Source organism: Kitasatospora sp. NPDC090091 (assembly GCF_044747365.1).
Classification (GTDB): domain Bacteria; phylum Actinomycetota; class Actinomycetes; order Streptomycetales; family Streptomycetaceae; genus Kitasatospora.
The window spans coordinates 218,023-239,276 of record NZ_JBIVDY010000007.1 but is presented as its reverse complement, the minus strand read 5'-3'; the positions used below and the strand labels follow the sequence as shown (position 1 = coordinate 239,276).

Here is a 21,254-nt window from a genome sequence, read left to right as displayed (position 1 = left end):
AGCTGCGCGACAACCGACCCCGCCGAGTTGTCGCGTCCCGGAGGGGCTGCCTAGCCTGCTCGGACGTCCGCTTCGCGGACCCCCGCCGTCGGGACGCCGAGTCCTGTCCACCCGCCGGCCGGTAACCGAGCACCACAGCGGACGGGAGCGGGGGACCCAAGGTAGTGCCGGCCTGTGCGCTCCCCGCGCTCGGCCGGCTAGGGGTGAAGCCGCTCCACGGGCGGCCGGGCAACCTCAGCCCGAACCCGACAGCTCACCTCGCAGGCGTCGCAGAGGACACTGCCATGCAGAAGCCTGCCCGGCGCGGTGCGCCGCGCCATGCCCGACCCTCCCGCCGCGGCCGCAACGCGGCCTTCGCCGTCACCGGCGCGCTCGCCGTCGGCGGCGCCGGCCTGCTCGGCCTCCCGGCGGTCACCGGTGCGCACGCGGCGACCACGCCGACCGTCACCCAGGACAAGCTGACCCCCGCCACCATGGTCGCGGGCAAGGCCACCACCGCCTCGCTGACCGTCCACTCCTCGGCCTGCTTCACGGCGAAGACGGTCGGTGTCGGGGTGCGCGACGCGGCCGGACACAACCTCGACTTCCCGGGCAACGTCGCCAACGTGCAGATATGCCCGAGCGGCCTGTCGATCACCACCGGTTCGCGCACGCTGCCGGCCGGCACCTACACCCAGTTCGGCTTCTGGCAGGACCTCGGCGGCGCCTGGCACAACCTGCCGTCGCGGCAGCTGGTGGTCTCCGCGGCCACCGCCACCCCGAGCCCCGCCCCCACCGCGACGCCCACCGCGACGCCCACGCCGGCGCCCACCGCGACCGCCGCCCCGAGCAGCCCGGCCACCGCGGCGCCCGTCGCCGGGAAGAAGCTGACCTGGTCCGACGAGTTCGACAGCCTCGCCCTGGGCTCCCGCTGGACGGCCGACCGGAGCAGCTCGTACCACTACGGCGACCACAACCCGGACGACAACAAGCTCGACTGGCTGAACAAGGACAACGTCGGCGTCTCCGGCGGTGTCGCCACCTTCACCGCCCGGCCGAGCACCCACGCGCTGGAGAACGGCAAGAAGGCCTGGGACACCGGCCTGCTCACCACCGAGTACTCCACCGAGGGCTTCAAGGTGAAGACCGGCGACTACATCGAGACCCGGGTCAAGCTCCCCGCGGGCACCGGCGCCTGGCCGGCGCTGTGGACGTGGAACGGCACCAGCGGCAACCACGGCGAGATCGACAGCTTCGAGTACCACGCGGACAACGCGAACCTGCTGGAGCTGACCAACCACATCAACCCGGGCTACAAGTACGTCACCGACGCGAAGTCCATCGCGCACGACCAGTGGGTCACCGTCGGCACCCAGTACGGCGCCACCTCGGTGGACTGGTACATCAACGGGGTGAAGGTCTTCTCGGACGGCAAGGGCGTCGGCGCCGGCTGGTCGGCCTACCCGATCCTGAACCTGTCGCTCAGCGCCGGGCAGTACCACCCCGCGCCGCAGGGCACGGCCCCGATCACCTTCGCCGCGGACTACCTCCGCGTCTACCGCTGACCGGAGCACGCACCACGGCCGTGACGCCGCGACGCCGGAGCCGCCGCCCTCTCCGCACGAGGGCCGGCGCTCCGGCGTCGCTGCGTTCGCGGCGCCACGGCGCGTCGCTGCGCCGGGCGGCGCGGCTCAGGTGGTCCGGACGACGCCGATCTCGAACGGCTGCTTGTTGTCGGCCTCGTTCTTGTCGTCGTCGCCGCGCACCGCGACCCAGCCCCCGGTCAGCGTGCTCGGCGCCGGGACGGTCGGGGCCAGCCGGACCGGGATCCGGGCCGTTGCGCTCTGGAACCTCGGCAGGCCGGCCGGGAAGCTGCAGCGCACCCGGTGGCCGTTCTGGAACGGATAGCAGTTCTCGGGGTAGAACGGGCCCTCCGGCGTCACGCCCTCGGGCAGGGTGACCACCAGGGTGAAGGGCGAGGCGGTGCGGTCCGGGCCGAGGTTCCCGACGAAGGCGTACACCGTGGTGGTGCCACCGGGTGCGGCGGCGTCCGGGTCGATCCGGATCACGGCCAGGTCGGAGTCGGACGTCGCGGGCGCCGCCGCGACCGGTACGGGGGCCTGCTCGGCGGCCGGCGCGGGAGCCTGCTGCCCCTCGTCGGTCGGGCAGGCCAGTGCCGGACCGGCGGCCAGCGCGACGAGCGCGCACCCCACCGTCAGCGACCTTCCGAGGAAAACCCGTGCGGACCCTCTGCGCGACATCGGCGCTCACCCTGCCCTCTGCTTCCGGTGCCCCGCACCGTCGCGGGGCATTGCGTCCGCCCCCAGCGTGACCGACCGGTCCGCCGCGGCCGGGGCAACCCGCCCTCGGGCCGCTCGAACGGGCGAACCCGCCCCCGCAGCCGGGCCCGAGAGAACGAGCCGGCGCGGGAGCCGGTGCAGGGAGCCGTTCCCGGAAAGCCGTACGCAGGAAGTCGGACGTGCCGACTCCCCGCGTTCACACACCACATGACGCCACGTCAGGGTGCCAGGACCTGCCCCAGCCGGATCGCGATCTGATGCATCACCGGCACCAGCGACGAGGCGCCGACCTGTTCCTCCAGTGCCCGGATCCGGGCCTCCGGGCCGGAGACCGAGAGGGCCGTCGGCGTCGGCGCGCCCGGTACCGCGAGCGCGATGCAGCGCACCCCGATCTCCTGCTCCTGGTCGTCCACCACGTAGCCGCGCTCGCGGGCCTCCGCCAACTGGTCCAGCAGGGCCTGCGGGTCCGTCACGGTGAACTCGGTGTGGGCGGGCAGCGGGTTGGGGCCGAGGACCGCGCGCGCCTCCTCCTCCGGCAGCTGGGCCAGCAGGGCCTTGCCGACACCGGTGCAGTGCGGCTGCACCCGGCGGCCGACCTCGGTGAACATCCGCATCGAGCGCCGCGACTGCACCTGCCCGACGTAGACCACCTCGCCGCCCTCCAGCACGGCCAGGTTGGCGGTCTCCCCGGTGGCCTCCATCAGCTCGGCCAGGTACGGGCGGGCCCAGCTGCCGAGCAGCCGGCCGGCCGTCTCGCCCAGCCGGATCAGCCGCGGCCCCAGGGTGTAGCGGCGCGCGGTGTCCTGGCGGACATAGCCCTGCTGGACGAGGGTACGAACCAGTCGATGGATGGTGGGCATGGGCAGGCCGGAGGAGGTGGAGAGCTCGCTGAGCGTCGCCACGCCGCCGGAGTCGGCCAGCGCCTCCAGCAGCTGGAAGGCGCGCTCGACGGACTGCACACCGCCGCTCGCGCGGTCCGTGCCCGTCGTCGATGCTGTGTCGGGGGTCGCGACCACCGGCGTTCCCTTCGCTGTCGGGGGAGGAGTAGAGTCCCTGCGATCACCTCAACAAACCGTTGAAATTCTGTATCGCGGAAACTAGTCTCCACCTTACAGAATCGAACCCTCCGGTAGGTGGGGTTCAGATCGGTTCAGATCAAGGAAGTTCCCACCGGAACTCCCTTCGCCATGCTCAACCGTCTTAGGAGTGTCCTGCTCATGGCTACAGATCAGGGACCCGCCGGCGCCTCCCCCGCCGCTCCGGTCGTCACTGTCGCCGGTCCGCGCGTCCATCGGGCGGAGGAGGTGCTCACTCCGGAGGCGGTCGCCTTCGTCGTCGGCCTCCACCGCGCCTTCGAGGACCGCCGACAGGAGCTCCTGGCCCGCCGCAAGACCCGCCGCGCCGAGATCGCACAGGCCGGCACCCTGGACTTCCTCCCCGAGACGGCCGCCGTGCGCGAGGGCGACTGGACGGTGGCCGAGGCCCCGCGCGCGCTCCAGGACCGCCGGGTCGAGATCACCGGCCCCACCGACCGCAAGATGGTCATCAACGCGCTCAACTCGGGCGCCAAGGTCTGGCTCGCCGACTTCGAGGACGCCACCGCCCCGACCTGGGAGAACGTGGTCAGCGGCCAGATCAACCTGATCGACGCCTTCGAGGGCCGGATCGACTTCACGTCCTCGGCCGGCAAGGCCTACACCCTCAAGCCCGCCGCCGAGCTCGCCACCGTCGTGGTCCGCCCGCGCGGCTGGCACCTGGACGAGAACCACCTGCTGGTCGACGGCGTCCCGGTGGCCGGTGCCTTCTTCGACTTCGGGCTCTACTTCTTCCACAACGCGGCCCGGCTGACCGCCCGCGGTGCGGAGGACCCGAACTCCGGCCCGTACTTCTACCTGCCGAAGACCGAGAGCCACCTCGAAACGCGGCTGTGGAACGACGTCTTCACCCACGCCCAGGCCGCCCTCGGCATCCCGCACGGCACCATCCGCGCGACCGTCCTGATCGAGACGATCACCGCCGCCTTCGAGATGGAGGAGATCCTCTACGAGCTGCGCGACCACGCGGCCGGGCTCAACGCGGGCCGCTGGGACTACCTGTTCTCGATCGTCAAGAACTTCCGCGACGCCGGCGAGCACTACATCCTGCCGGACCGCAACACCGTCACCATGGCCTCGCCGTTCATGGCCGCCTACACCCGGCTGCTGGTGCAGACCTGCCACCGGCGCGGCGCCCACGCCATCGGCGGCATGGCCGCGTTCATCCCGAGCCGCAAGGACCCGGAGGTCAACGCGGCCGCCCTGGAGAAGGTCAAGGCCGACAAGGACCGGGAGGCCGGCCACGGCTTCGACGGTTCCTGGGTGGCGCACCCGGACCTGGTCCCGGTCGCCCGCGCCTCCTTCGACGCCGTGCTCGGCGACCGTCCGAACCAGAAGGACAACCCGGGCCCGGCCGAGCCCGTCACCGCGGCCCAGCTGCTCGACATCGCCGGCGCCGGCGGGACCTGCACCCACGCGGGTCTGCACAACGCCGTCCAGGTCGGCGTCCGCTACATCGAGGCGTGGCTGCGCGGCCTCGGCGCCGTCGGCATCTTCAACATGATGGAGGACGCCGCCACCGCCGAGATCTCCCGCTCGCAGATCTGGCAGTGGATCAACAACGGCGTGGTGCTCGCGGACACCGGCGAGAAGGCCACCGCCGACCTCGTGCGCCGTCTGGTGGCCACGGAGCTGGCCGAGCTCCGGGCCGAGCTGGGCGACGACGTCTACGCCGGTGGGCGCTGGCGCGAGGCCGCCAAGCTCTTCGAACAGGTCGCCCTGGCCGAGGAGTTCGTGGACTTCCTGACCCTCCCCGCGCTTCCCCTGCTGGGCTGAGCCCAATCTATCCGCGCGCGGGTCGGCTGCCGCCTGCCAGGCTGTAGCAGACCCGCCGCCCTTTGCTCCGTTCCGTACGGCGACGAATCCACCTGTCCTCTCGTCGCCGTACGGAACGGCTTTCCGGAGGAACCTCATGGCACGCATCTTCTTCAACGGCCAGGCCATGGTGGGCGGCCCCTTCCACGCCTCCGTCGCGGACGCGCTGGTCGGCCCGGTCCGCACCGCCCCCGGCTACCGCTTCTTCTCGATCGACGTCGGCGGCGAGAGCGACGTCTGCCCGGGGCTGCACCCCGACCCGTCCGTCGACACCGCCATCGAGGGCGAGCTGTACGACGTCAGCCTGGAGCACCTGCGCGACGTCGTCCTGCCCGGGGAGCCGCGCGAGCTGGAGCTCGGGGTGATCGAGCTGGCGGACGGCTCGGCCTGCCTCTCGATGCTGCTCGCCCGCGGCGAGGCGGAGCGCGGCGTCCACCGCGAGATCACCCACCACGGCGGCTGGCGCGCCTACCTCGCCACGCTCGGCCGCACCGCCTGAGCGACGCCGGGCGTACGGCGTACGGCCACCAGCGAACAGACGGCAGAGTCCGGAGGTCGGACTCTGCCGTCTGTTCGCTGTTCGCGTTCACCGCGTTGAGGTCGGCAGGGCAGCCGACCCGGGCCTGCCTGCCCTGCCTGGACCTGCCCTGCCCGGCCGGCACCTGGCCCGGCATCCGGCGGTGTCCGCGCCCGACGGGAGTGGGCGCGGACACGCCGCAGCCCCGGACCCTCGCCGTGGGTCCGGGGCTGCGGTCCGCTCGCCGGCCGGGAGGGGCGGCTCGCGGAGTCCGGGTCACGCACCGTCCCTGGGCGGCCCGGAGTGGGAGGGGAGCGGGAGGGCCGGGTGGCCTCCCGCCCCGGGAGAGGGTTGTTCAGCGGATCGGGAACGGGGCGGAGCGGGGATCAGACGGGCCGGGAGGCCAGCTCCTTGGCGGCGCGGGCGCAGTCGCGGGCGATCCGGTCCTCGTTGACGGTGGTCAGCTGGCCCTTCTCGACGACGGCGTTGCCGTTGACGAAGAGGGTGGCCAGCGGGGGGAGGGCGCCGAGGGTGAGGGCGGCGACCGGGTCGGCGATCGAGGAGTGCATGATGCCGTCGATCTTCCACAGGGCGAGGTCGGCCAGCTTGCCGGCCTCGATCGAACCGATCTCGTTCTGCCGGCCGAGCACCCGGGCGCCGCCCATGGTGCCCAGACGCAGCGCCTGGCGGCCGGTGAGGGCGGTCGGGTAGCCGTGCAGACGGTTGATCAGCAGCGCGTTGCGCAGCTCGGTACCCAGCTCGCCGGACTCGTTGGAGGCGGTGCCGTCGACGCCGAGGCCGACCGGTACGCCGGCCTTCAGCATGTCGGGGACGCGGGCGATGCCGGCGGCGAGGCGGGCGTTGGAGGAGGGACAGTGCGCCACACCGGTGCCGGTCTCGGCGAACTTGGCGATGTCGGAGTCGTTCATGTGGACGCAGTGCGCCATCCAGACGTCCTCGCCGAGCCAGCCGACCGACTCGAAGTAGTCGGTCGGGCCCATCCCGAACAGCTGCTTGCAGAACGCCTCTTCCTCGGCGGTCTCGGAGCCGTGGGTGTGCAGCCGGACGCCCTTGCGGCGGGCCAGCACGGCGGACTCGCGCAGCAGGTCGGTGGAGACCGAGAAGGGCGAGCAGGGCGCGATGGCGACGTGCAGCATCGAGCCGAAGGAGGAGTCGTGGTACTTGTCCACGGCCGCCTCGGAGGAGGCGAGGATGGCGTCGAGCTCCTCGACGGCGTGGTCCGGCGGCAGGCCGCCGTCCTTCTTGCTGCGGTCCATCGAGCCGCGCAGCGCGGTGAAGCGCAGGCCGAGCTCCTGGACCGCCTCGATGGAGGCGCCGAGGACGTCGCCGCCGTCCTTGGGGAAGACGTAGTGGTGGTCCGAGGCGGTGGTGCAGCCGGACTTGAGCAGCGCGGCGGCGGAGCCCTGGGAGGCGGCGTGGACGAGCTTCTCGTCGATCCGGGCCCAGGTCGGGTAGAGGGCGACCAGCCAGTCGAAGAGGATGTTGTCCTGGGCGAGGCCGCGGGTGATCCACTGGTAGAAGTGGTGATGGGTGTTGACCAGGCCGGGGGTGACGAGGTGGCCCTCGCCGTTGATCCGGCGCACCACGTTGTCCAGCCACTGCGGGGCGGGGCCGTTGCCGACCGACTCGATCCTGTTGCCGAGGATGACCACGTGGCCGCGGGCGTACTCGGTGTCGTTGGCGTCGACCGTCGCGATCGCGACGTTCTCGATCACGATCCGCTGGTCGGCGGGCGGGGGCTGGACTGCCATGGGGAACTCCTATGGGGGAGGCCGGGCGGGCATGGCGGGCATGCCCGCCCGGTGGGTCAGGACGGTGTCGCCGTCGGCACCGCCGTGCCGGGTGTCCCGTCGGCCGGCGGCCGGCGGGCGACTCCGACGTGGTGGAAGAGCAGGTTGAGCAGGACGGCCGCCACGCAGCCGGCCGAGATCCCGGAGTGCATCAGGGTGCGGACGGCCTCCGGGAAGGAGTCGTAGAAGGTCGGTACCGCGATCGGGACGATGCCGACGCCGAGCGAGACCGACACCAGGATGGTGTTGGAGCCGGACTCCATGCCGGCCTCCGCGAGGGTGCGGATGCCGCTCGCCGCGACCGTGCCGAAGAGCACGATCCCGGCGCCGCCCAGGACGGGCTGCGGGACGAGGGAGACGAGCGACCCGAGCACGGGGAAGAGCCCGAGCAGGATCAGGATGCCTCCGCCGGCCGCGACCACGAAGCGGCTGCGGATCTTCGTCAGCGCCACCAGCCCGATGTTCTGGGCGAAGGCGCTGGCGGCGAAGCCGTTGAAGACCGGGCTGAGCGCGGTGGCCAGTCCGTCCGCCCGCAGGCCGGCGGCGAGCACGGGCTCGTCGGCCTCGCGGTCGACGATCCTGCCGAGCGCCAGCATGTCGGCGGTGGACTCGGTCATCGAGACCACCATGACGATGCAGAGCGAGGCGATCGCGGCCGCGTCGAACATCGGCGCGCCGAAGTGGAACGGGGAGGGGAGCGCGAAGACCTTCGCGTCCTTGACCGCGCCGAAGTCGGCGAGGCCCAGCGGGAAGGCGAGCAGGGTGCCGATCGCCAGTCCGACGAGCAGGGAGAGCTGTTGCCAGAAGCCGCGCAGCAGCCGGTTGCAGAGCACCACCGCGACGAGGGTGATCGCGGCGAGGCCGATGGCCCGCATGGAGCCGTACCCGGGGGCGCCCGGTGAGCCGCCGCGCGCCCAGTTGACCGCCACCGGGAGCAGGGACACCCCGATGAGGGTGATCACGGTGCCCTGGACGACCGGTGGGAAGAACCTGATCAGCTTGCAGAAGTACGGTGCAGCGAGGAAGCACAGGAGCCCCGCGACGATCACCGCTCCGAAGATCACCGGGAGGGCGTCCTTCGGTCCGTGCTCCTCGGCTATGGCGATCATGGGGGCGACGCCGGCGAACGAGACGCCGTTCACGAACGGCAGGCGGGCGCCGATCTTCCAGAAGCCGAGGGTCTGGAGCAGGGTGGCCAGTCCGGCGGTGAACAGGCTGGCCGAGATGAGCAGGGCGAGCTCGGCGGGGGAGAGCCCCACGCCGGCGCCGACGATGAGCGGGGGAGCGACGACTCCCGCGTACATCGCGGCGACGTGCTGCAGGCCGGTGGAGACGAGCTTCACCGGTGGCAGCAGTTCGTCCACGGGGTGGGTTTCCGGTCCGGACGGCTTGCCGGGGAGGCTGCTTGACGCACCGTCCGGACCAGAAGTTCTTGCAGGGGTGGAACCGCCGTCTGTGCTGCTGGTGTTGCTGGGTGCCATGTCGAGCCCCTCTTGTGCCCGTGGCTCGCGACGCGCCCGCGGCGCTGGAGACGTTTCGATCGCGCGGCGGCCGGGGGCGGGACGGCGGTGCAAGGGTCCCCCGGCCGGTATCTCCAGCTCCCCGGGCCGGCCGCCGTGAAGCGGGCACGGTCTCCGGTGGGTGGGGGTGGAGAAACAGGTGGTGCCGGTACTGCGGATGTGACGGGTACTGCGGGTGCTACGGGTTGAGCGGGTGTTACGGGTTGAGCGGGTGGTGCGGCCCGTCCGGGATCGACCGGCCACAGGGGGCCGGAGGGTGCGGCGACGCCGGACGGTGTTCATGGGGGAGGTCAGGCGACCGGGATCACCGGGACCACGCCCTCGCGGTGCACGGTGCCCTCGATCAGGCCGTACATCCGGTCGGCGGCGTAGTAGACCTCGTTGTCGTTCTTGAGGCCGAAGGGCTCCAGGTCGACCAGGAAGTGGTGCTTGTTCGGCAGCTCCAGGCGGACCTCGTCCACCTCGGCGCGGTTGTTCAGCACCCGGGTGCCCATCGCGTGCAGGGTCTGCTGCAGCGAGTAGGAGTAGGTCTCGGCGAAGGCCTCCAGCAGGTGCCGCTTCACGTGGGAGTAGGAGCGGTTCCAGTTGGGCTGGGCCTCACCGTCGCGGCCGCTGAAGCCGTACTTCCAGCGCGCCGTCACCTGGGTGGCGAGGATGCGGTCGTACGCCTCCTGGAGGGTGGTGTACCGGTCCTTGATGTAGCCCCAGAACTCCGAGTTGGTGGAGTTCATCACGACGAGGTCCTTGAGGCCCGAGATGACCTGGACGGACTCGCCGTCGTAGACGATCTCGGCGGTGCGGGTCTCCTGCCCGTTGCGGACGAAGGAGTGGCCGACCTCCTCGGAGCCGATGAAGCGCGCCGAGTTGTCCGGCGTCTTGATCCGGTCCCAGGTGTACTCCTCGATCCGGATCCGGGCGCTGTGCACGACACCGCGCTCGGTGTTGTCCACGAAGTGCCGCGCCAGCAGGATGCCGAAGGCCTCGGCCGACTCGATCCCGTACTCCTTGGCGAAGGCGTACACGGTGTTCTTCGTCGTGTCGGTGGGCAGGCAGTTGGCGTTCGACCCGGTGAGGTGGACGTCCTCGAACTCGCCCTGGAGGGAGACCGAGACGTTCAGGTCCTTGATCTCGTGACGGGTCGAGTCACGGTAGATCCGGACGATGCGGTTCTCCGCCTTGCCGTACTGGTTCTGACCGAGCACGTGGGCCATGACATGGCTCCCAATCAATCAAGCGGTCTAGCTTCCGCGGTAGACCGAGTATCCGAACGGGTTGAGCAGCAGCGGCACGTGGTAGTGGTGCTGCGCGGGCGCGACCGTGAAGACGATCGAGACCTCGGGGAAGAACGGCGTCTCGTCGGACTTCGCCGCGTAGTACGCGGCGGTGTCGAAGAGCAGCCGGACGACCGAGCCCGCCTCCACGGCCGGCAGGTCCTTGGCCCGGCCGTCGGAGTCCGTGGCGGAGGTGCCGAGCACCTTCCAGCCACCCTCGGTGTGCAGCGCGAGCTCGACCGGGACACCCTCGGCCGGGCGGCCGAGGCTGGTGTCGAGCACGTGGGTGGAGATGCCAGTCATGGGTGAAGTGACCTTACTGATGGCAGGTGTGACGTTGCGTCGAGAAGAACTGGCGTGGCGTCAGTCTTCGTCGAGCAGCCGGTTGATCCGGATGTCGTTGATCTTGCGCAGCTCGCCCCGGACGATCTCCGCCTCGGTGGCGTCGTCGTTGGGGTAGCGCTCCCGCAGCGCGGTGAGCATGGTGTCCGCGGTGCGCCCGGTGGCGCAGATCAGGAACACGTGGCCGAACTTCGCCTCGTAGGCGGCGTTGGCCTCGTGCAGTTCGTCGAGGAGTGCGGTGTCCACTCCCTTGATGCCGGCCTGCTCGCGCTCGGAGGTGGCGTCGCCCGCCTTGGGCTTGCCGATCCGGGCGTGGCCGGCCATCGCGTCGTTCAGGTCGGCGACCGTGAGGGCGGCCATGGCCGACGCGTTGGCGTCGAGCAGGGCCGTACGGTCGGACCAGGGCCGGGCCGCCGCGACGGCGTCGGCCCAGGTGGGGCTGGAGCAGACCTCCAGCAGGATCGTCCTCAGCTCGGCGGCGTCGGCCGCCGCCAGGGAGTCAAGGGCGTGGGGGTGGTTGGTCACGGGTGGACCTCCTGAAGAGTGGTGCCACCCGCACAAGCTAGATCGACCCAACGTGGCCGTCAACACTTTGTTGAACGGTTGGTGGTTACGTTTTGAACGGGTCCCGGTTACCCGGCCGTTTCGTGTGCGATGAGACAAGTGTGCCCCGCCGGGGGCTGGTGAAGACTGGCCGGACCGGCGGGGTTCACCCGGATGTACGCGGATCCGCGCACCTCACGGGCGGCTTCGCACACCTCGCGGGGCGCTCGCCGGCCGCGCTCAGCCGGACTTCGAGCCGTCCTGGCGGTTGAGGTAGTTGTACACGGTGAAGCGGCTGACGCCGAGCGCCGAGGCGACCGTCTCCACCCCGTGGCGGACGGTGAAGGCGCCGCGCTCCTCCAGGAGGGCGACCACGCGCTGCTTCTCCCAGCGGTCCAGCTCGGTCAGCGGGCGGCCGTCGAACTGGCGGGTCATCTCGGCCAGCAGGCGGTCGAGCGCGCTGCTGAGGTGGGGCAGTCGTACGGCGAGCGCCGGGGCGCCCTCCCACTCCAGGACGACGTCCTCGGCCTTCGCCTCGTCCAGTCGGACGGGCGTGGCGCCGACGGCGTCCAGCAGCGGCTTTATCGCCGCGGCGAGCGGGTGTTCCACGTGCTCGGTCACGGCGTACCGCCCTCCTCTCCGAGCACGCTGACCTGGACCGAGATCCTGGTCGCTCCCGCGTCCAGGGTGTCCCGGAGCAGCTTGGTCACCGCGCCCAGGACCTGCTCGGCATCGCCCTCCGCGCCGGTGCCGAAGGGGCCGACCGAGACGGCCAGGCCGGCCTCGTCGACCACCTTCCGGGCCGCCACGGCGTGCTCCGGGAACGTGTCCAGTTCGAACGGTTCTGTCGTGAACTCCACCATCAATCGCACTCGCCCACTGTAGCGAGCGGGGGTGCGGCCGGGCAGGGGCTGGTCGATCGAACAGCGGCGGGGCCTGCGGGGGAGCGGTTTCGGTCGGCTTCAACAAATTGTTGCGGCGGTCTTGACACCCGCTCGGCGCGGCGGACATGCTTCCACCAAGCAGAATCCCTCTTCCGGATCGTGGAAGTTGCGGATGACGGAAGAGAGTGAGAGGTGATTGACGTGACGGCTGCGGCCCAGCACCGCTACACGGTCAACCTGTCGATCCTGTTCAGCGAGCTCCCGCTCCTGGAGCGCCCGGCCGCTGCCGCCGCCGCGGGCTTCACCGCCGCCGAGCTCTGGTGGCCGTTCGGCGAGAGCGCCACGCCGGCGGAGGCCGAGCTGGACGCGCTCCGCAAGGCCTTCACCGACGCCGGCGTGCAGCTCACCGGGCTCAACTTCCTGGACGACCTCAGCCTCGGCGTCCGCGGCACCGTCTCCGTGCCGGCCGCGAAGGACCGCTTCCGCGCCAACGTCCCGGTCGCCGCCGAGCTGGCCGGCTCGCTCGGCACCAAGGCGCTCAACGCGCTGTACGGCAACCGGGTCGAGGGTGCGGACCCGGCCGAGCAGGACGCGCTCGCGCTGGAGAACCTCGTCCTCGCCGCCCGGGCCGCCCACGGGATCGGCGCGATCCTGCTGATCGAGGCGCTGAACAAGCCCGAGTCGCCGGACTACCCGCTGGTCTCCGCCGCCGCCGCGGTCGAGGTCGTGGACAAGGTCAACGCCGCCACCGGCCTGGGCAACGCGAAGTTCCTCTGCGACCTCTACCACCTGGCCATGAACGGCGAGGACCTGGCCGCGGTCATCGACACCTACGCCGACCGCTTCGGCCACGTCCAGATCGCCGACAACCCGGGCCGCAACGAGCCGGGCACCGGCGGCCTCGACTTCGAGGACCTGTTCGCCCGCCTCACCGCCGCCGGCTACACCGGCCGGATCGGGCTTGAGTACCGCCCCTCCACCGGCGTCAGCGCCGACAGCTTCGAGTGGCTTCCGCGCGAGCTGCGCTCGGCCGGCTGAGCGCACCGCCGTCCGGCGCGCCCGCCGCACCTCCCGCACCCCACCCCTCCACGCACCTAAGGAACGACGCGATGAGCCGCAAGATCGCCTTCATCGGCCTCGGCATCATGGGCAGCCCGATGGCCGCCAACCTGGTCAAGGCCGGGCACCACGTCACCGGCTTCAACCTCACCCAGCCGCAGATCGACGCCCTGGTCGCCGCCGGCGGCCACGGCGCCACCAGCATCGCCGACGCGGTGAAGGACGCCGAGGTCGTCATCACCATGGTCCCGGCCGACCCGCACGTCGAGCAGGTCATCCTGGGTGAGGGCGGCGTCCTGGAGAACGTCGCGCCCGGCACCCTGGTGATCGACATGTCCTCGATCACCCCGCAGACCTCGATCAAGGTCGAGGCCGCCGCCAAGGAGAAGGGCGTCCGCACCCTGGACGCCCCGGTCTCCGGCGGCGAGGCGGGCGCCGTCGAGGCGGTCCTGTCGATCATGGTCGGTGGCGCGGCGGAGGACTTCGCCGAGGCCAAGCCGCTGTTCGACGTGCTGGGCACCACGGTCGTCCACGTCGGCCCGGCCGGCGCCGGCCAGACCGTGAAGGCCGCCAACCAGCTGATCGTCGCCGTCAACATCCAGGTCCTGGCCGAGGCCGTGGTCTTCCTGGAGAACGCCGGCGTCGACCTGGGCGCCGCGCTGGACGTGCTCGGCGGCGGCCTGGCCGGCTCGACCGTGCTCAACCGCAAGAAGGCGAACATGCTCAACCGCGAGTTCGCCCCCGGCTTCCGCATCGACCTGCACCACAAGGACATGGGCATCGTCACCGACGCCGCCCGCGCCGTGGGTGCCGCCCTGCCGGTCGGCGCGGTCGTCGCCCAGCTGGTCGCCTCGGCCCGGGCCAACGGCGACGGCTCCCTCGACCACTCGGCGCTGCTGCGCGGCGTCGAGCGGCTGTCCGGCCGCGAGGTCAAGTGACCTAGGGCCTGTCTTCAAACTCCCGCCTGCCTGGCGGGAGTTTGAAGACAAGCCCTGGACCGACCCGGGCCCCCGAGGCCCGCAGACTCCTCCTGGTGGCGTGTACCTATCCGGTCGTGCCCGCGCCACCAGGAGGCCAGGCCCGATCGGCAGGTGGGTTGGGGCTCATCCGCCTCCTGCCGATCGACCAAGCCGGTGACACGCACTCCCTGACGGGGGCACTTCGGTCGTGCCAGTTGCGTGTCGCCCGGCCCTCTCCTTCGCCGAGGGGAGCCTCTCGTACGTCGGAAGCGGGACGAGGGGAACGGCGGGGAGGGGGCCACCGCACCCCCACCCGGGCCCGCGCCCGGAGGGGTGTCCGCCCGGATCGCGGGCAGACCGTCCGGCGGACACCCGTCGGGCGCGGGCAGGCCCCCGGAGGACGCACCCCCGACGGGGGCACATGCTTGACGAACCATTGCCAGACCAGTCCGGAAGTGAGGCCCACGCCATGCCCGCCACCCCCACTCAGGGCCATGTGGTCGTAGCTCCCGACAAGTTCAAGGGCACCCTGGAGGGTGCCGAGGTCGCCGCCCGGATCGCCGCCGGCATCCGCCGCGCCGCGCCCGGCACCGAGGTCCGCGAGCTGCCGGTCGCCGACGGCGGCGAGGGCACCCTGGCCGCCGCGCTGGCCGCCGGCTTCAACCGGATCCCGGCCAAGGTGGCCGGCCCCACCGGCCTGCCGGTGGACGCCGCACTCGCCGTGCGGGGCGACACCGCCGTGGTCGAGCTGGCGCAGTCCTCCGGGCTGGCCCGGCTCCCCGGCGGCCGGACCGCCCCGCTCGCGGCCGGCTCCTACGGGGTCGGCCAGCTGATCGGCCGGGCGGTGAGCCTGGGCGCCAAGCGGATCGTGCTCGGCCTCGGCGGCAGCGCCTGCACCGACGGCGGGGCCGGCATGGTCCAGGCCCTCGGCGTCGGCCTGCTGGACGCCGACGGCACCGAGCTGGCCCCGGGCGGCGCCGCGCTGCGCAAGCTCGACCGGCTCGACCTCGGCCCGCTGGCCACGGCGACATCGGCGGCGGGGCTCACCGGGATCGAGATCGTGGTGGCCTGCGACGTGGACAACCCGCTGCTCGGCCCGCGCGGCGCGACCGCCGTCTACGGCCCGCAGAAGGGCGCCGACGGCGAGGACCTGGTGATCCTGGAGGAGGGCCTGACCCGCTTCGCCGACGTCGTCGGCGAGGCCGTCGGCCGGGACTTCCGCAACGCCCCCGGCGCCGGGGCCGCAGGCGGGGTGGGCTTCGCCGCCCTCGCCCTGCTCGGCGCCACCATGCGACCCGGCATCGAGCTGATGCTCGATCTGCTGGGTTTTGACGAGGCCGTGCGTGGGGCACGCCTCGTCGTGACCGGTGAGGGCTGCCTGGACGCGCAGACGCTCCACGGCAAGGCACCCGCCGGCGTTGCCGCGGCGGCCACCCGGGCGGGGGTTCGGGTGGCTGCTGTGGCAGGGCGGTTGGAACTGTCCGAGAGCGAGTGGCGGGCGGCCGGCTTCGTCGGCGCGTACGCCCTCACCGACCTGGCCGAACAGCCCGGGGACAGCATGACCCGGGCGGCGGAGCTCGCCGAGGTCGCGGGGGAGCGGCTGGCGGCGGAGTTCCTCGCCGGCTGACCGGCAGAACCCTCCGCGGTCGACCGCAGGCCCCCGTCCGAGGCGGGCGGGAGGGCTCCGGCCGGCCGGGCCGAAGGCCCGCCCCGGGGCGGCCGGAACCCGTCGGCCCTCGTACGTTCCTCCATTGACGTTTTGTTGAAGGCAGCCCTAGGCTCCGGGCAATCCTTCGACGTACCCCACCCCTCTTCTTCAGGCTTCGGAGGTCCCCCATGCCCCTCAGCGAGACTGCGGTGATCCGCTCCCGCCGGGTGGTCCTGCCGGACGGCGAGCGCCCCGCGGACGTGCTGATCCGGGACGGGCGGATCGAGCAGATCGCCGAGCACGGCTCGCTGCTCGCCGGCGACCAGCATCTGACCGACCTCGGCGACACCGCGCTGCTGCCCGGTCTGGTCGACACCCACGTGCACGTCAACGAGCCCGGCCGGACCGAGTGGGAGGGCTTCGCCACCGCCACCCGGGCGGCCGCCGCCGGCGGCGTCACCACGATCATCGACATGCCGCTCAACTCGATCCCGCCCACCACCACGGTGGCCGGCCTGGAGGCCAAGCGGAAGACCGCCGAGGGCCAGGCCTGGGTCGACCTCGGCTTCTGGGGCGGCGCCGTCCCCGGCAACGTCCCGGACCTCGAACCGCTGCACCGCGCGGGCGTGTTCGGCTTCAAGAGCTTCCTCGCGCCGTCCGGCGTGGACGAGTTCCCGCACGTCGAGGCGGCCGACCTGGAGGCCGCGCTGGCCGAGCAGGCCCGGATCGGGGCGCTGGCGATCATCCACGCCGAGGATCCGACCGTCCTGGACGCCGCCCCGCAGCAACCCGGCGTCCACTACCGGGACTTCCTCGCCTCGCGGCCCGCCGACGCCGAGACCGCGGCCGTCGCGCGGCTGCTCGACACCGCCCGCCGCACCGGCGCCCGGGTGCACATCCTGCACGTCTCCTCGGCCGCCGTGCTGCCGCTGCTGCGGCAGGCCCGCGAGGACGGCGTCCGGGTGACCGCCGAGACCTGCCCGCACTACCTCACCCTCGCGGCCGAGCAGGTGCCGGACGGCGACACCGCGTTCAAGTGCTGCCCGCCGATCCGGGACGAGTCCAACCGGGACGCGCTCTGGGCGGCCCTGGCGGCCGGCGAGTTCGTCGCCGTCGTATCCGACCACTCGCCGTCCACCCCGGACCTCAAGCTGCTGCCGGAGTTCGGCGGCAGCGGGGACTTCGCCAAGGCCTGGGGCGGCATCGCCTCCCTGCAGCTGGGCCTGCCGGCGATCTGGACCGAGGCCCGCCGCCGCGGCCACACGCTCGGCGACGTCGTCCGCTGGATGGCGAGCGGCCCGGCCTCGCTGGTCGGCCTCACCGGCACCAAGGGCGCCATCGCCGTCGGCCACGACGCCGACCTGGTCGCCTTCGACCCGGACGCCGCGTTCGCCGTGAACGCCGGCGAGCTCCACCACCGCAACCCCGTCACCCCGTACGCCGGCCGGACGCTGACCGGCGCCGTGCGCGCCACCTGGCTGCGCGGCCGGGTCGTCGACGTCGCGGCCGAGCCGTTCGGCCGCCAGATCACCCGCCCGGCCGCCGGCCCGGTCACCCGCCCCGAGGAGACGCAGTGAGCACCGTCAACACCCCGAGCGCTCCCTTCACCGAGCTGGTCAACCTGGCCTCCCGGCTGCTCGGCGCCGGCGTCGTCGCCACCAACGAGGACACCTTCGCGGACGCCGAGAACCTGCTGGTCGCCAAGCCCGCCGAGTTCCGGCCGCACACCTTCGGCCACAAGGGCCAGATCATGGACGGCTGGGAGTCCAAGCGGCGCCGCGGCGTCAGCGCCGACCAGCCGCACCCCACCGACGACGACCACGACTGGACGATCGTCCGGCTCGGCGTCGCCGGCGTGATCCGCGGCCTGATCGTCGACACCGCGCACTTCACCGGCAACTACCCGGAGAGCGCCTCGGTCGAGGCCGCCGCGATAGCCGGCCACCCCTCGCCGGAGGAGCTGGCCGCCGCGGAGTGGGTCGAGCTGCTGCCGCGCACCCCGCTCCAGGGCGACACCGCCCACGAGTTCGAGGTCCGCGACGGGACCCGCTACACCCACGTCCGGCTGAACATCTTCCCGGACGGCGGCGTGGCCCGGCTCCGCGTCCACGGCGAGGTGCTGCCCGACCCGCGCGAGCTCGACGGCCTCACCTTCGACCTCGCCGCCCAGGAGTTCGGCGGCGTGGCCGAGGCGGCGTCCGACCGCTACTTCTCCTCCCCGCACAACCTGAACGCTCCCGGTCGCGCCTCCGTCATGGGCGAGGGCTGGGAGACCCGGCGTCGGCGCGACAAGGCCAACGACTGGGTACAGATCGCCCTGGCCGGGGGCGGCGAGGTCCTGGCCGCCGAGGTGGACACCACCCACTTCGTCGCCAACGCCCCCGGCTGGGCCGACCTGGTCGGCTACGACGCCTCGCGGGGCGGCAAACCCTCCGAGGACCGCGACGGCTGGTTCGGGATCCTGCCCCGCACCCGCCTGCAGCCCGACACCCGGCACCGGTTCCGGCTCGACGTCGGCCGCCCGGTCACCCACGTGCGGATCAACGTCTACCCGGACGGCGGTCTCGCCCGGCTCCGCCTCACCGGCCGGCTGACCGAGGCCGGCCGCGCCGCCCTCGCGCTGCGCTGGTTCAACGCCGTTCCGGCCGCCGAGGCCGCCGCCGCGCTCGCCGAGGCCGGCCTCACCGCCGACGAGGCCGCCGCGCTCACCGCCGCCCGCCCGCTGGCGGACCCGGCCGCGGCCACCGCCGCCGTCGCCGAGCTCCGTCCCGCCGACGGCCCCGACGGCGAGCACTCCTCCCGCCGCCGCTCGGCCGTCTGGCGCCTGCTCGGCATCTGAGCGGCCGCCGCTCGGACGCCAACCCCTCCTCCACGCACCGCTTGTATCGACACCTGAAGGACCCTCCATGTCCAAGATCCTGACCACGGAGTCCGGCGCGCCGATCGCCGACAACCAGAACTCGGCCTCGGCCGGCGAGTACGGCCCGCTGCTCATCCAGGACCAGCAGCTGCTGGAGAAGCTGGCCCGGTTCAACCGCGAGCGCATCCCGGAGCGCGTCGTGCACGCCCGCGGCTCCGGCGCGTACGGCTACTTCGAGGTGACCGACGAGGTCTCGCAGTACACCAAGGCCGCCTTCCTCTCCGAGGTCGGCAAGCGCACCGAGCTGTTCCTGCGCTTCTCCACCGTGGCCGGCAACCTGGGCTCCAGCGACGCCGTGCGCGACCCCCGCGGCTTCGCGGTGAAGTTCTACACCGAGGAGGGCAACTACGACCTCGTCGGCAACAACACCCCGGTCTTCTTCATCAAGGACCCGCTGAAGTTCCCCGACTTCATCCACTCGCAGAAGCGCGACCCGTACACCGGCATCCAGGAGGCGGACAACGTCTGGGACTTCTGGGCCCACTCGCCGGCCTCGACGCACCAGATCACCTGGCTCTTCGGCGACCGCGGCATCCCGGCGTCCTACCGCCACATGAACGGCTACGGCTCGCACACCTACCAGTGGGTCAACGAGCAGGGCGACGCCTACTGGGTGAAGTACCACTTCAAGACCAACCAGGGCATCCGCTCGCTGGACGGCGGGCAGTCCGCCGAGGTGCTCGGCGCCGACGCCGACTCGCACCAGCGCGACCTGCACCAGGCCATCGAGCGGGGTGTGTTCCCGTCCTGGACCGTCTACGTCCAGCTGATGCCGGTCGCCGAGGCCGCGGACTACCGCTTCAACCCGTTCGACCTCACCAAGGTGTGGCCGCACGCCGACTACCCGCTGGTCAAGGTCGGCCGCCTGGTGCTCAACCGCAACCCCGAGAACGTCTTCGCCGACGTCGAGCAGTCCGCGTTCTCGCCGAACAACTTCGTGCCCGGCATCGGCCCGTCCCCGGACAAGATGCTCCAGGGCCGCCTGTTCGCCTACGCGGACGCCCAGCGCTACCGCCTCGGCGTGAACCACACCCAGCTGCCGGTGAACGCCCCGCGCGCCACCGAGGCCGCCAACTACGGCCGCGACGGCTTCCACGCGATCAACAAGTCGGGCCGCGGCAAGAACTACGAGCCCAACTCGTACGACGGCCCCGCCCAGACCGACAACGCGCTCGCCGCGCCGGTCAGGCTGAGCGGCCACACCGGCACCTACACCACGCCGGCCCACACCAAGGACGACGACTTCTTCCAGGCCGGCGAGCTCTACCGCCTGATGTCGGAGGGCGAGAAGTCCCGCCTGATCGGCAACATCGCGGGCTTCCTCGCGCAGGTCACCCGCGACGACATCGTGGAGAAGAACCTCGCCCACTTCCACGCGGCCGACGAGGAGTACGGCGCCCGCCTGGAGGCGGCCGTGGCCGAGCTCCGCGCCGGCGAAGAGGGCTGACGAGGCGCCGCACGCTCGTCCGAACCACCCTCACCGGCCGCCGGGGCCCGCACCCCGGCGGCCGCGGCCGGGCCTCTCCCCCCTGGGCAGTGGGGAGGGGCCCGCTCCGCGTTCCCGGCGGGTCGGGGGGCCGGTGCCGGCGCGGGCCGCGGGGCGTGAGTGTCCTGGCGCGGCGGCCGGGGCATATGCCGGTCAAGCCCGTTCACGAGACCTGCACCAATATCCGTGGACGGCAACTGCCCGGCCGTCCGGGTGGCTAGGCTGGAGGAAGCCCGCAGGTCGCCGTGCGGGCGGACATCGGAAGGGGACGACATGTCGACACCAGCCCCGGGTCGTCACGCCGCGCCGGACCAGGGCACGCCCGGTTCGATCACCTCCTTGCAGCACGCCCTGAGACTGCTGGAGGCCGTCGACCGGCATGCCGGCGGTGCCACCCTGGTCGCCCTCGCCAGGGAGACGTCCCTGAGCCTGTCGACGGTCCGGAGGCTCGCCGAGATCCTGGAGATCGAGGGCTATCTCCAGTGCCAGGACGGCGGTTGGCTGCTCGGCGGCACGTTCGCGCTGCTCGGACAGCACAACCGGGAGCAGCTCGTCCGGGCCCGGATGAACCGGCAACTCGCCGAACTGCGCGACGAGTTGGGTGCGGCAGTGTACTTCAGCCGGTACCACGACGGGGAGTTGTCGGTGGAGGCGGTCTCCGCCGCCGACCACGCGCCCGCGGTACAGGAGTGGGTGGACTTCCGGGCCACCGCGCACGCCAGTGCGATCGGGAAGTGCCTGCTGAGTCAGCTCGACCACGACGGCCGCCGGGACCACTTCTCCCGGCACCCGGTGGCCCGGCTGACCTCGCGCACCGTCACCGACACCGACCAGCTGATGCACCGGCTGGAGCGGCAGCCCGCCACCGTGCCGGTGCTGGACATCCAGGAGTACGCGCTCGGCACCGTCTGCGCGGCCGTGCCGGTGACGGCGGGCAGCACGGTCGGCTGCCTGGCCACGTCGATGCCGGTGGACAACGTGCACCGGCTCAAGGCGGCGGCGGAGCTGTTGGCGGCCCGGGCGGCGCCGCTGATGCTCGCCATGGCGGTCTGACCGGCCGCCGTCCGCCCGTCCACGTGGGGCCCCGCCGGATTCGGCGGGGCCTT

Annotated in this window: 18 protein-coding genes, 1 pseudogene and 1 riboswitch; of the genes and pseudogenes, 10 read left to right on the top strand and 9 right to left on the bottom strand. The window is 72.3% G+C overall.

Translation table 11 applies throughout. The features are described from left to right. Positions 1–120: 120 nt before the first annotated feature. Positions 121–282: riboswitch (cyclic di-AMP (ydaO/yuaA leader) on the top strand. A gap of 2 nt (positions 283–284) precedes the next feature. Beyond that, entirely contained in the window at positions 285–1,544 is a 1,260-nt protein-coding gene (locus ACIPSC_RS14735) for a family 16 glycosylhydrolase (protein WP_400825856.1), read from the top strand. A 126-nt stretch (positions 1,545–1,670) separates the two neighbouring features. On the opposite strand, the gene ACIPSC_RS14730 is transcribed toward ACIPSC_RS14735, so the two are convergent. Then, positions 1,671–2,192, bottom strand: coding sequence for a hypothetical protein (locus ACIPSC_RS14730; RefSeq protein WP_400825854.1), 522 nt, complete (start codon positions 2,190–2,192; stop codon positions 1,671–1,673). Positions 2,193–2,497: 305 nt separating this feature from the next. After that, entirely contained in the window at positions 2,498–3,295 is a 798-nt protein-coding gene (locus tag ACIPSC_RS14725) for an IclR family transcriptional regulator (protein ID WP_400825852.1), read from the bottom strand. A 201-nt stretch (positions 3,296–3,496) separates the two neighbouring features. Here ACIPSC_RS14725 and aceB point away from each other — a divergent pair, with 201 nt between their 5' ends. After that, positions 3,497–5,149 carry a malate synthase A gene (gene aceB, locus ACIPSC_RS14720; RefSeq protein ID WP_400825851.1) on the top strand — a complete coding sequence of 551 codons (1,653 nt, stop codon included), beginning with the start codon at positions 3,497–3,499 and terminating at the stop codon, positions 5,147–5,149. A 136-nt stretch (positions 5,150–5,285) separates the two neighbouring features. Continuing rightward, a complete protein-coding gene (locus ACIPSC_RS14715) occupies positions 5,286–5,687 on the top strand; it encodes a gamma-glutamylcyclotransferase (protein WP_238862488.1) in 402 nt (133 codons plus the stop codon). Positions 5,688–6,091: 404 nt separating this feature from the next. Here the strand turns inward: ACIPSC_RS14715 and ACIPSC_RS14710 are convergent, their stop codons facing one another. From ACIPSC_RS14710 to ACIPSC_RS14680, 7 genes are all read right to left on the bottom strand, one after another. Then, positions 6,092–7,477 (bottom strand): 8-oxoguanine deaminase, encoded by a 1,386-nt coding sequence (locus ACIPSC_RS14710; protein ID WP_400825849.1) that lies wholly within the window; start codon positions 7,475–7,477, stop codon positions 6,092–6,094. 56 nt (positions 7,478–7,533) lie between these two features. Further along, positions 7,534–8,997 carry a nucleobase:cation symporter-2 family protein gene (locus ACIPSC_RS14705; RefSeq protein WP_400825847.1) on the bottom strand — a complete coding sequence of 488 codons (1,464 nt, stop codon included), beginning with the start codon at positions 8,995–8,997 and terminating at the stop codon, positions 7,534–7,536. Between the two features lie 329 nt (positions 8,998–9,326). Further along, positions 9,327–10,247, bottom strand: coding sequence for a factor-independent urate hydroxylase (pucL, locus tag ACIPSC_RS14700; RefSeq protein WP_400825846.1), 921 nt, complete (start codon positions 10,245–10,247; stop codon positions 9,327–9,329). A 27-nt stretch (positions 10,248–10,274) separates the two neighbouring features. Continuing rightward, complete coding sequence (gene uraH, locus ACIPSC_RS14695) at positions 10,275–10,610, bottom strand: hydroxyisourate hydrolase (RefSeq protein WP_209409037.1); 336 nt, start codon at positions 10,608–10,610, stop codon at positions 10,275–10,277. Between the two features lie 60 nt (positions 10,611–10,670). After that, complete coding sequence (gene uraD, locus ACIPSC_RS14690) at positions 10,671–11,174, bottom strand: 2-oxo-4-hydroxy-4-carboxy-5-ureidoimidazoline decarboxylase (RefSeq protein ID WP_400825844.1); 504 nt, start codon at positions 11,172–11,174, stop codon at positions 10,671–10,673. Positions 11,175–11,432: 258 nt separating this feature from the next. Beyond that, on the bottom strand, positions 11,433–11,813 hold the full coding sequence (locus ACIPSC_RS14685; protein WP_238862494.1) for a helix-turn-helix domain-containing protein: 381 nt from the start codon (positions 11,811–11,813) through the stop codon (positions 11,433–11,435). Continuing rightward, the gene (locus ACIPSC_RS14680) at positions 11,810–12,055 is read right to left on the bottom strand and encodes a thiamine-binding protein (protein ID WP_255752388.1); all 246 of its coding nucleotides are present in this window, start codon (positions 12,053–12,055) and stop codon (positions 11,810–11,812) included. The genes ACIPSC_RS14685 and ACIPSC_RS14680 overlap by 4 nt, the downstream gene beginning before the upstream one ends. Before the next feature lie 213 nt (positions 12,056–12,268). Between ACIPSC_RS14680 and ACIPSC_RS14675 the strand changes: the two genes are divergently transcribed. The 7 genes and pseudogenes from ACIPSC_RS14675 to ACIPSC_RS14645 all read left to right on the top strand — a co-directional run bounded on the left by ACIPSC_RS14675 (position 12,269) and on the right by ACIPSC_RS14645 (position 21,201). Further along, positions 12,269–13,114, top strand: a complete 846-nt coding sequence (locus tag ACIPSC_RS14675) for a TIM barrel protein (protein WP_400825842.1) — start codon at positions 12,269–12,271, stop codon at positions 13,112–13,114. 71 nt (positions 13,115–13,185) lie between these two features. Then, positions 13,186–14,073 carry a 2-hydroxy-3-oxopropionate reductase gene (locus tag ACIPSC_RS14670; RefSeq protein ID WP_400825841.1) on the top strand — a complete coding sequence of 296 codons (888 nt, stop codon included), beginning with the start codon at positions 13,186–13,188 and terminating at the stop codon, positions 14,071–14,073. Between the two features lie 490 nt (positions 14,074–14,563). Then, positions 14,564–15,721: a glycerate kinase gene (locus tag ACIPSC_RS14665; protein WP_400825840.1), complete on the top strand. Its 1,158-nt coding sequence runs from the start codon at positions 14,564–14,566 to the stop codon at positions 15,719–15,721. A gap of 209 nt (positions 15,722–15,930) precedes the next feature. After that, positions 15,931–17,319: an allantoinase AllB gene (gene allB / locus ACIPSC_RS14660; RefSeq protein ID WP_400825839.1), complete on the top strand. Its 1,389-nt coding sequence runs from the start codon at positions 15,931–15,933 to the stop codon at positions 17,317–17,319. Further along, positions 17,316–18,368, top strand: a pseudogene (alc, locus tag ACIPSC_RS14655) (allantoicase); the annotation flags it as partial. The gene allB and the pseudogene alc, both read left to right, overlap by 4 nt. 280 nt (positions 18,369–18,648) lie before the next feature. Next, entirely contained in the window at positions 18,649–20,109 is a 1,461-nt protein-coding gene (locus tag ACIPSC_RS14650; protein ID WP_400825837.1) for a catalase, read from the top strand. Positions 20,110–20,421: 312 nt separating this feature from the next. Beyond that, positions 20,422–21,201: an IclR family transcriptional regulator gene (locus ACIPSC_RS14645; RefSeq protein ID WP_400825836.1), complete on the top strand. Its 780-nt coding sequence runs from the start codon at positions 20,422–20,424 to the stop codon at positions 21,199–21,201. Positions 21,202–21,254 lie beyond the last annotated feature (53 nt).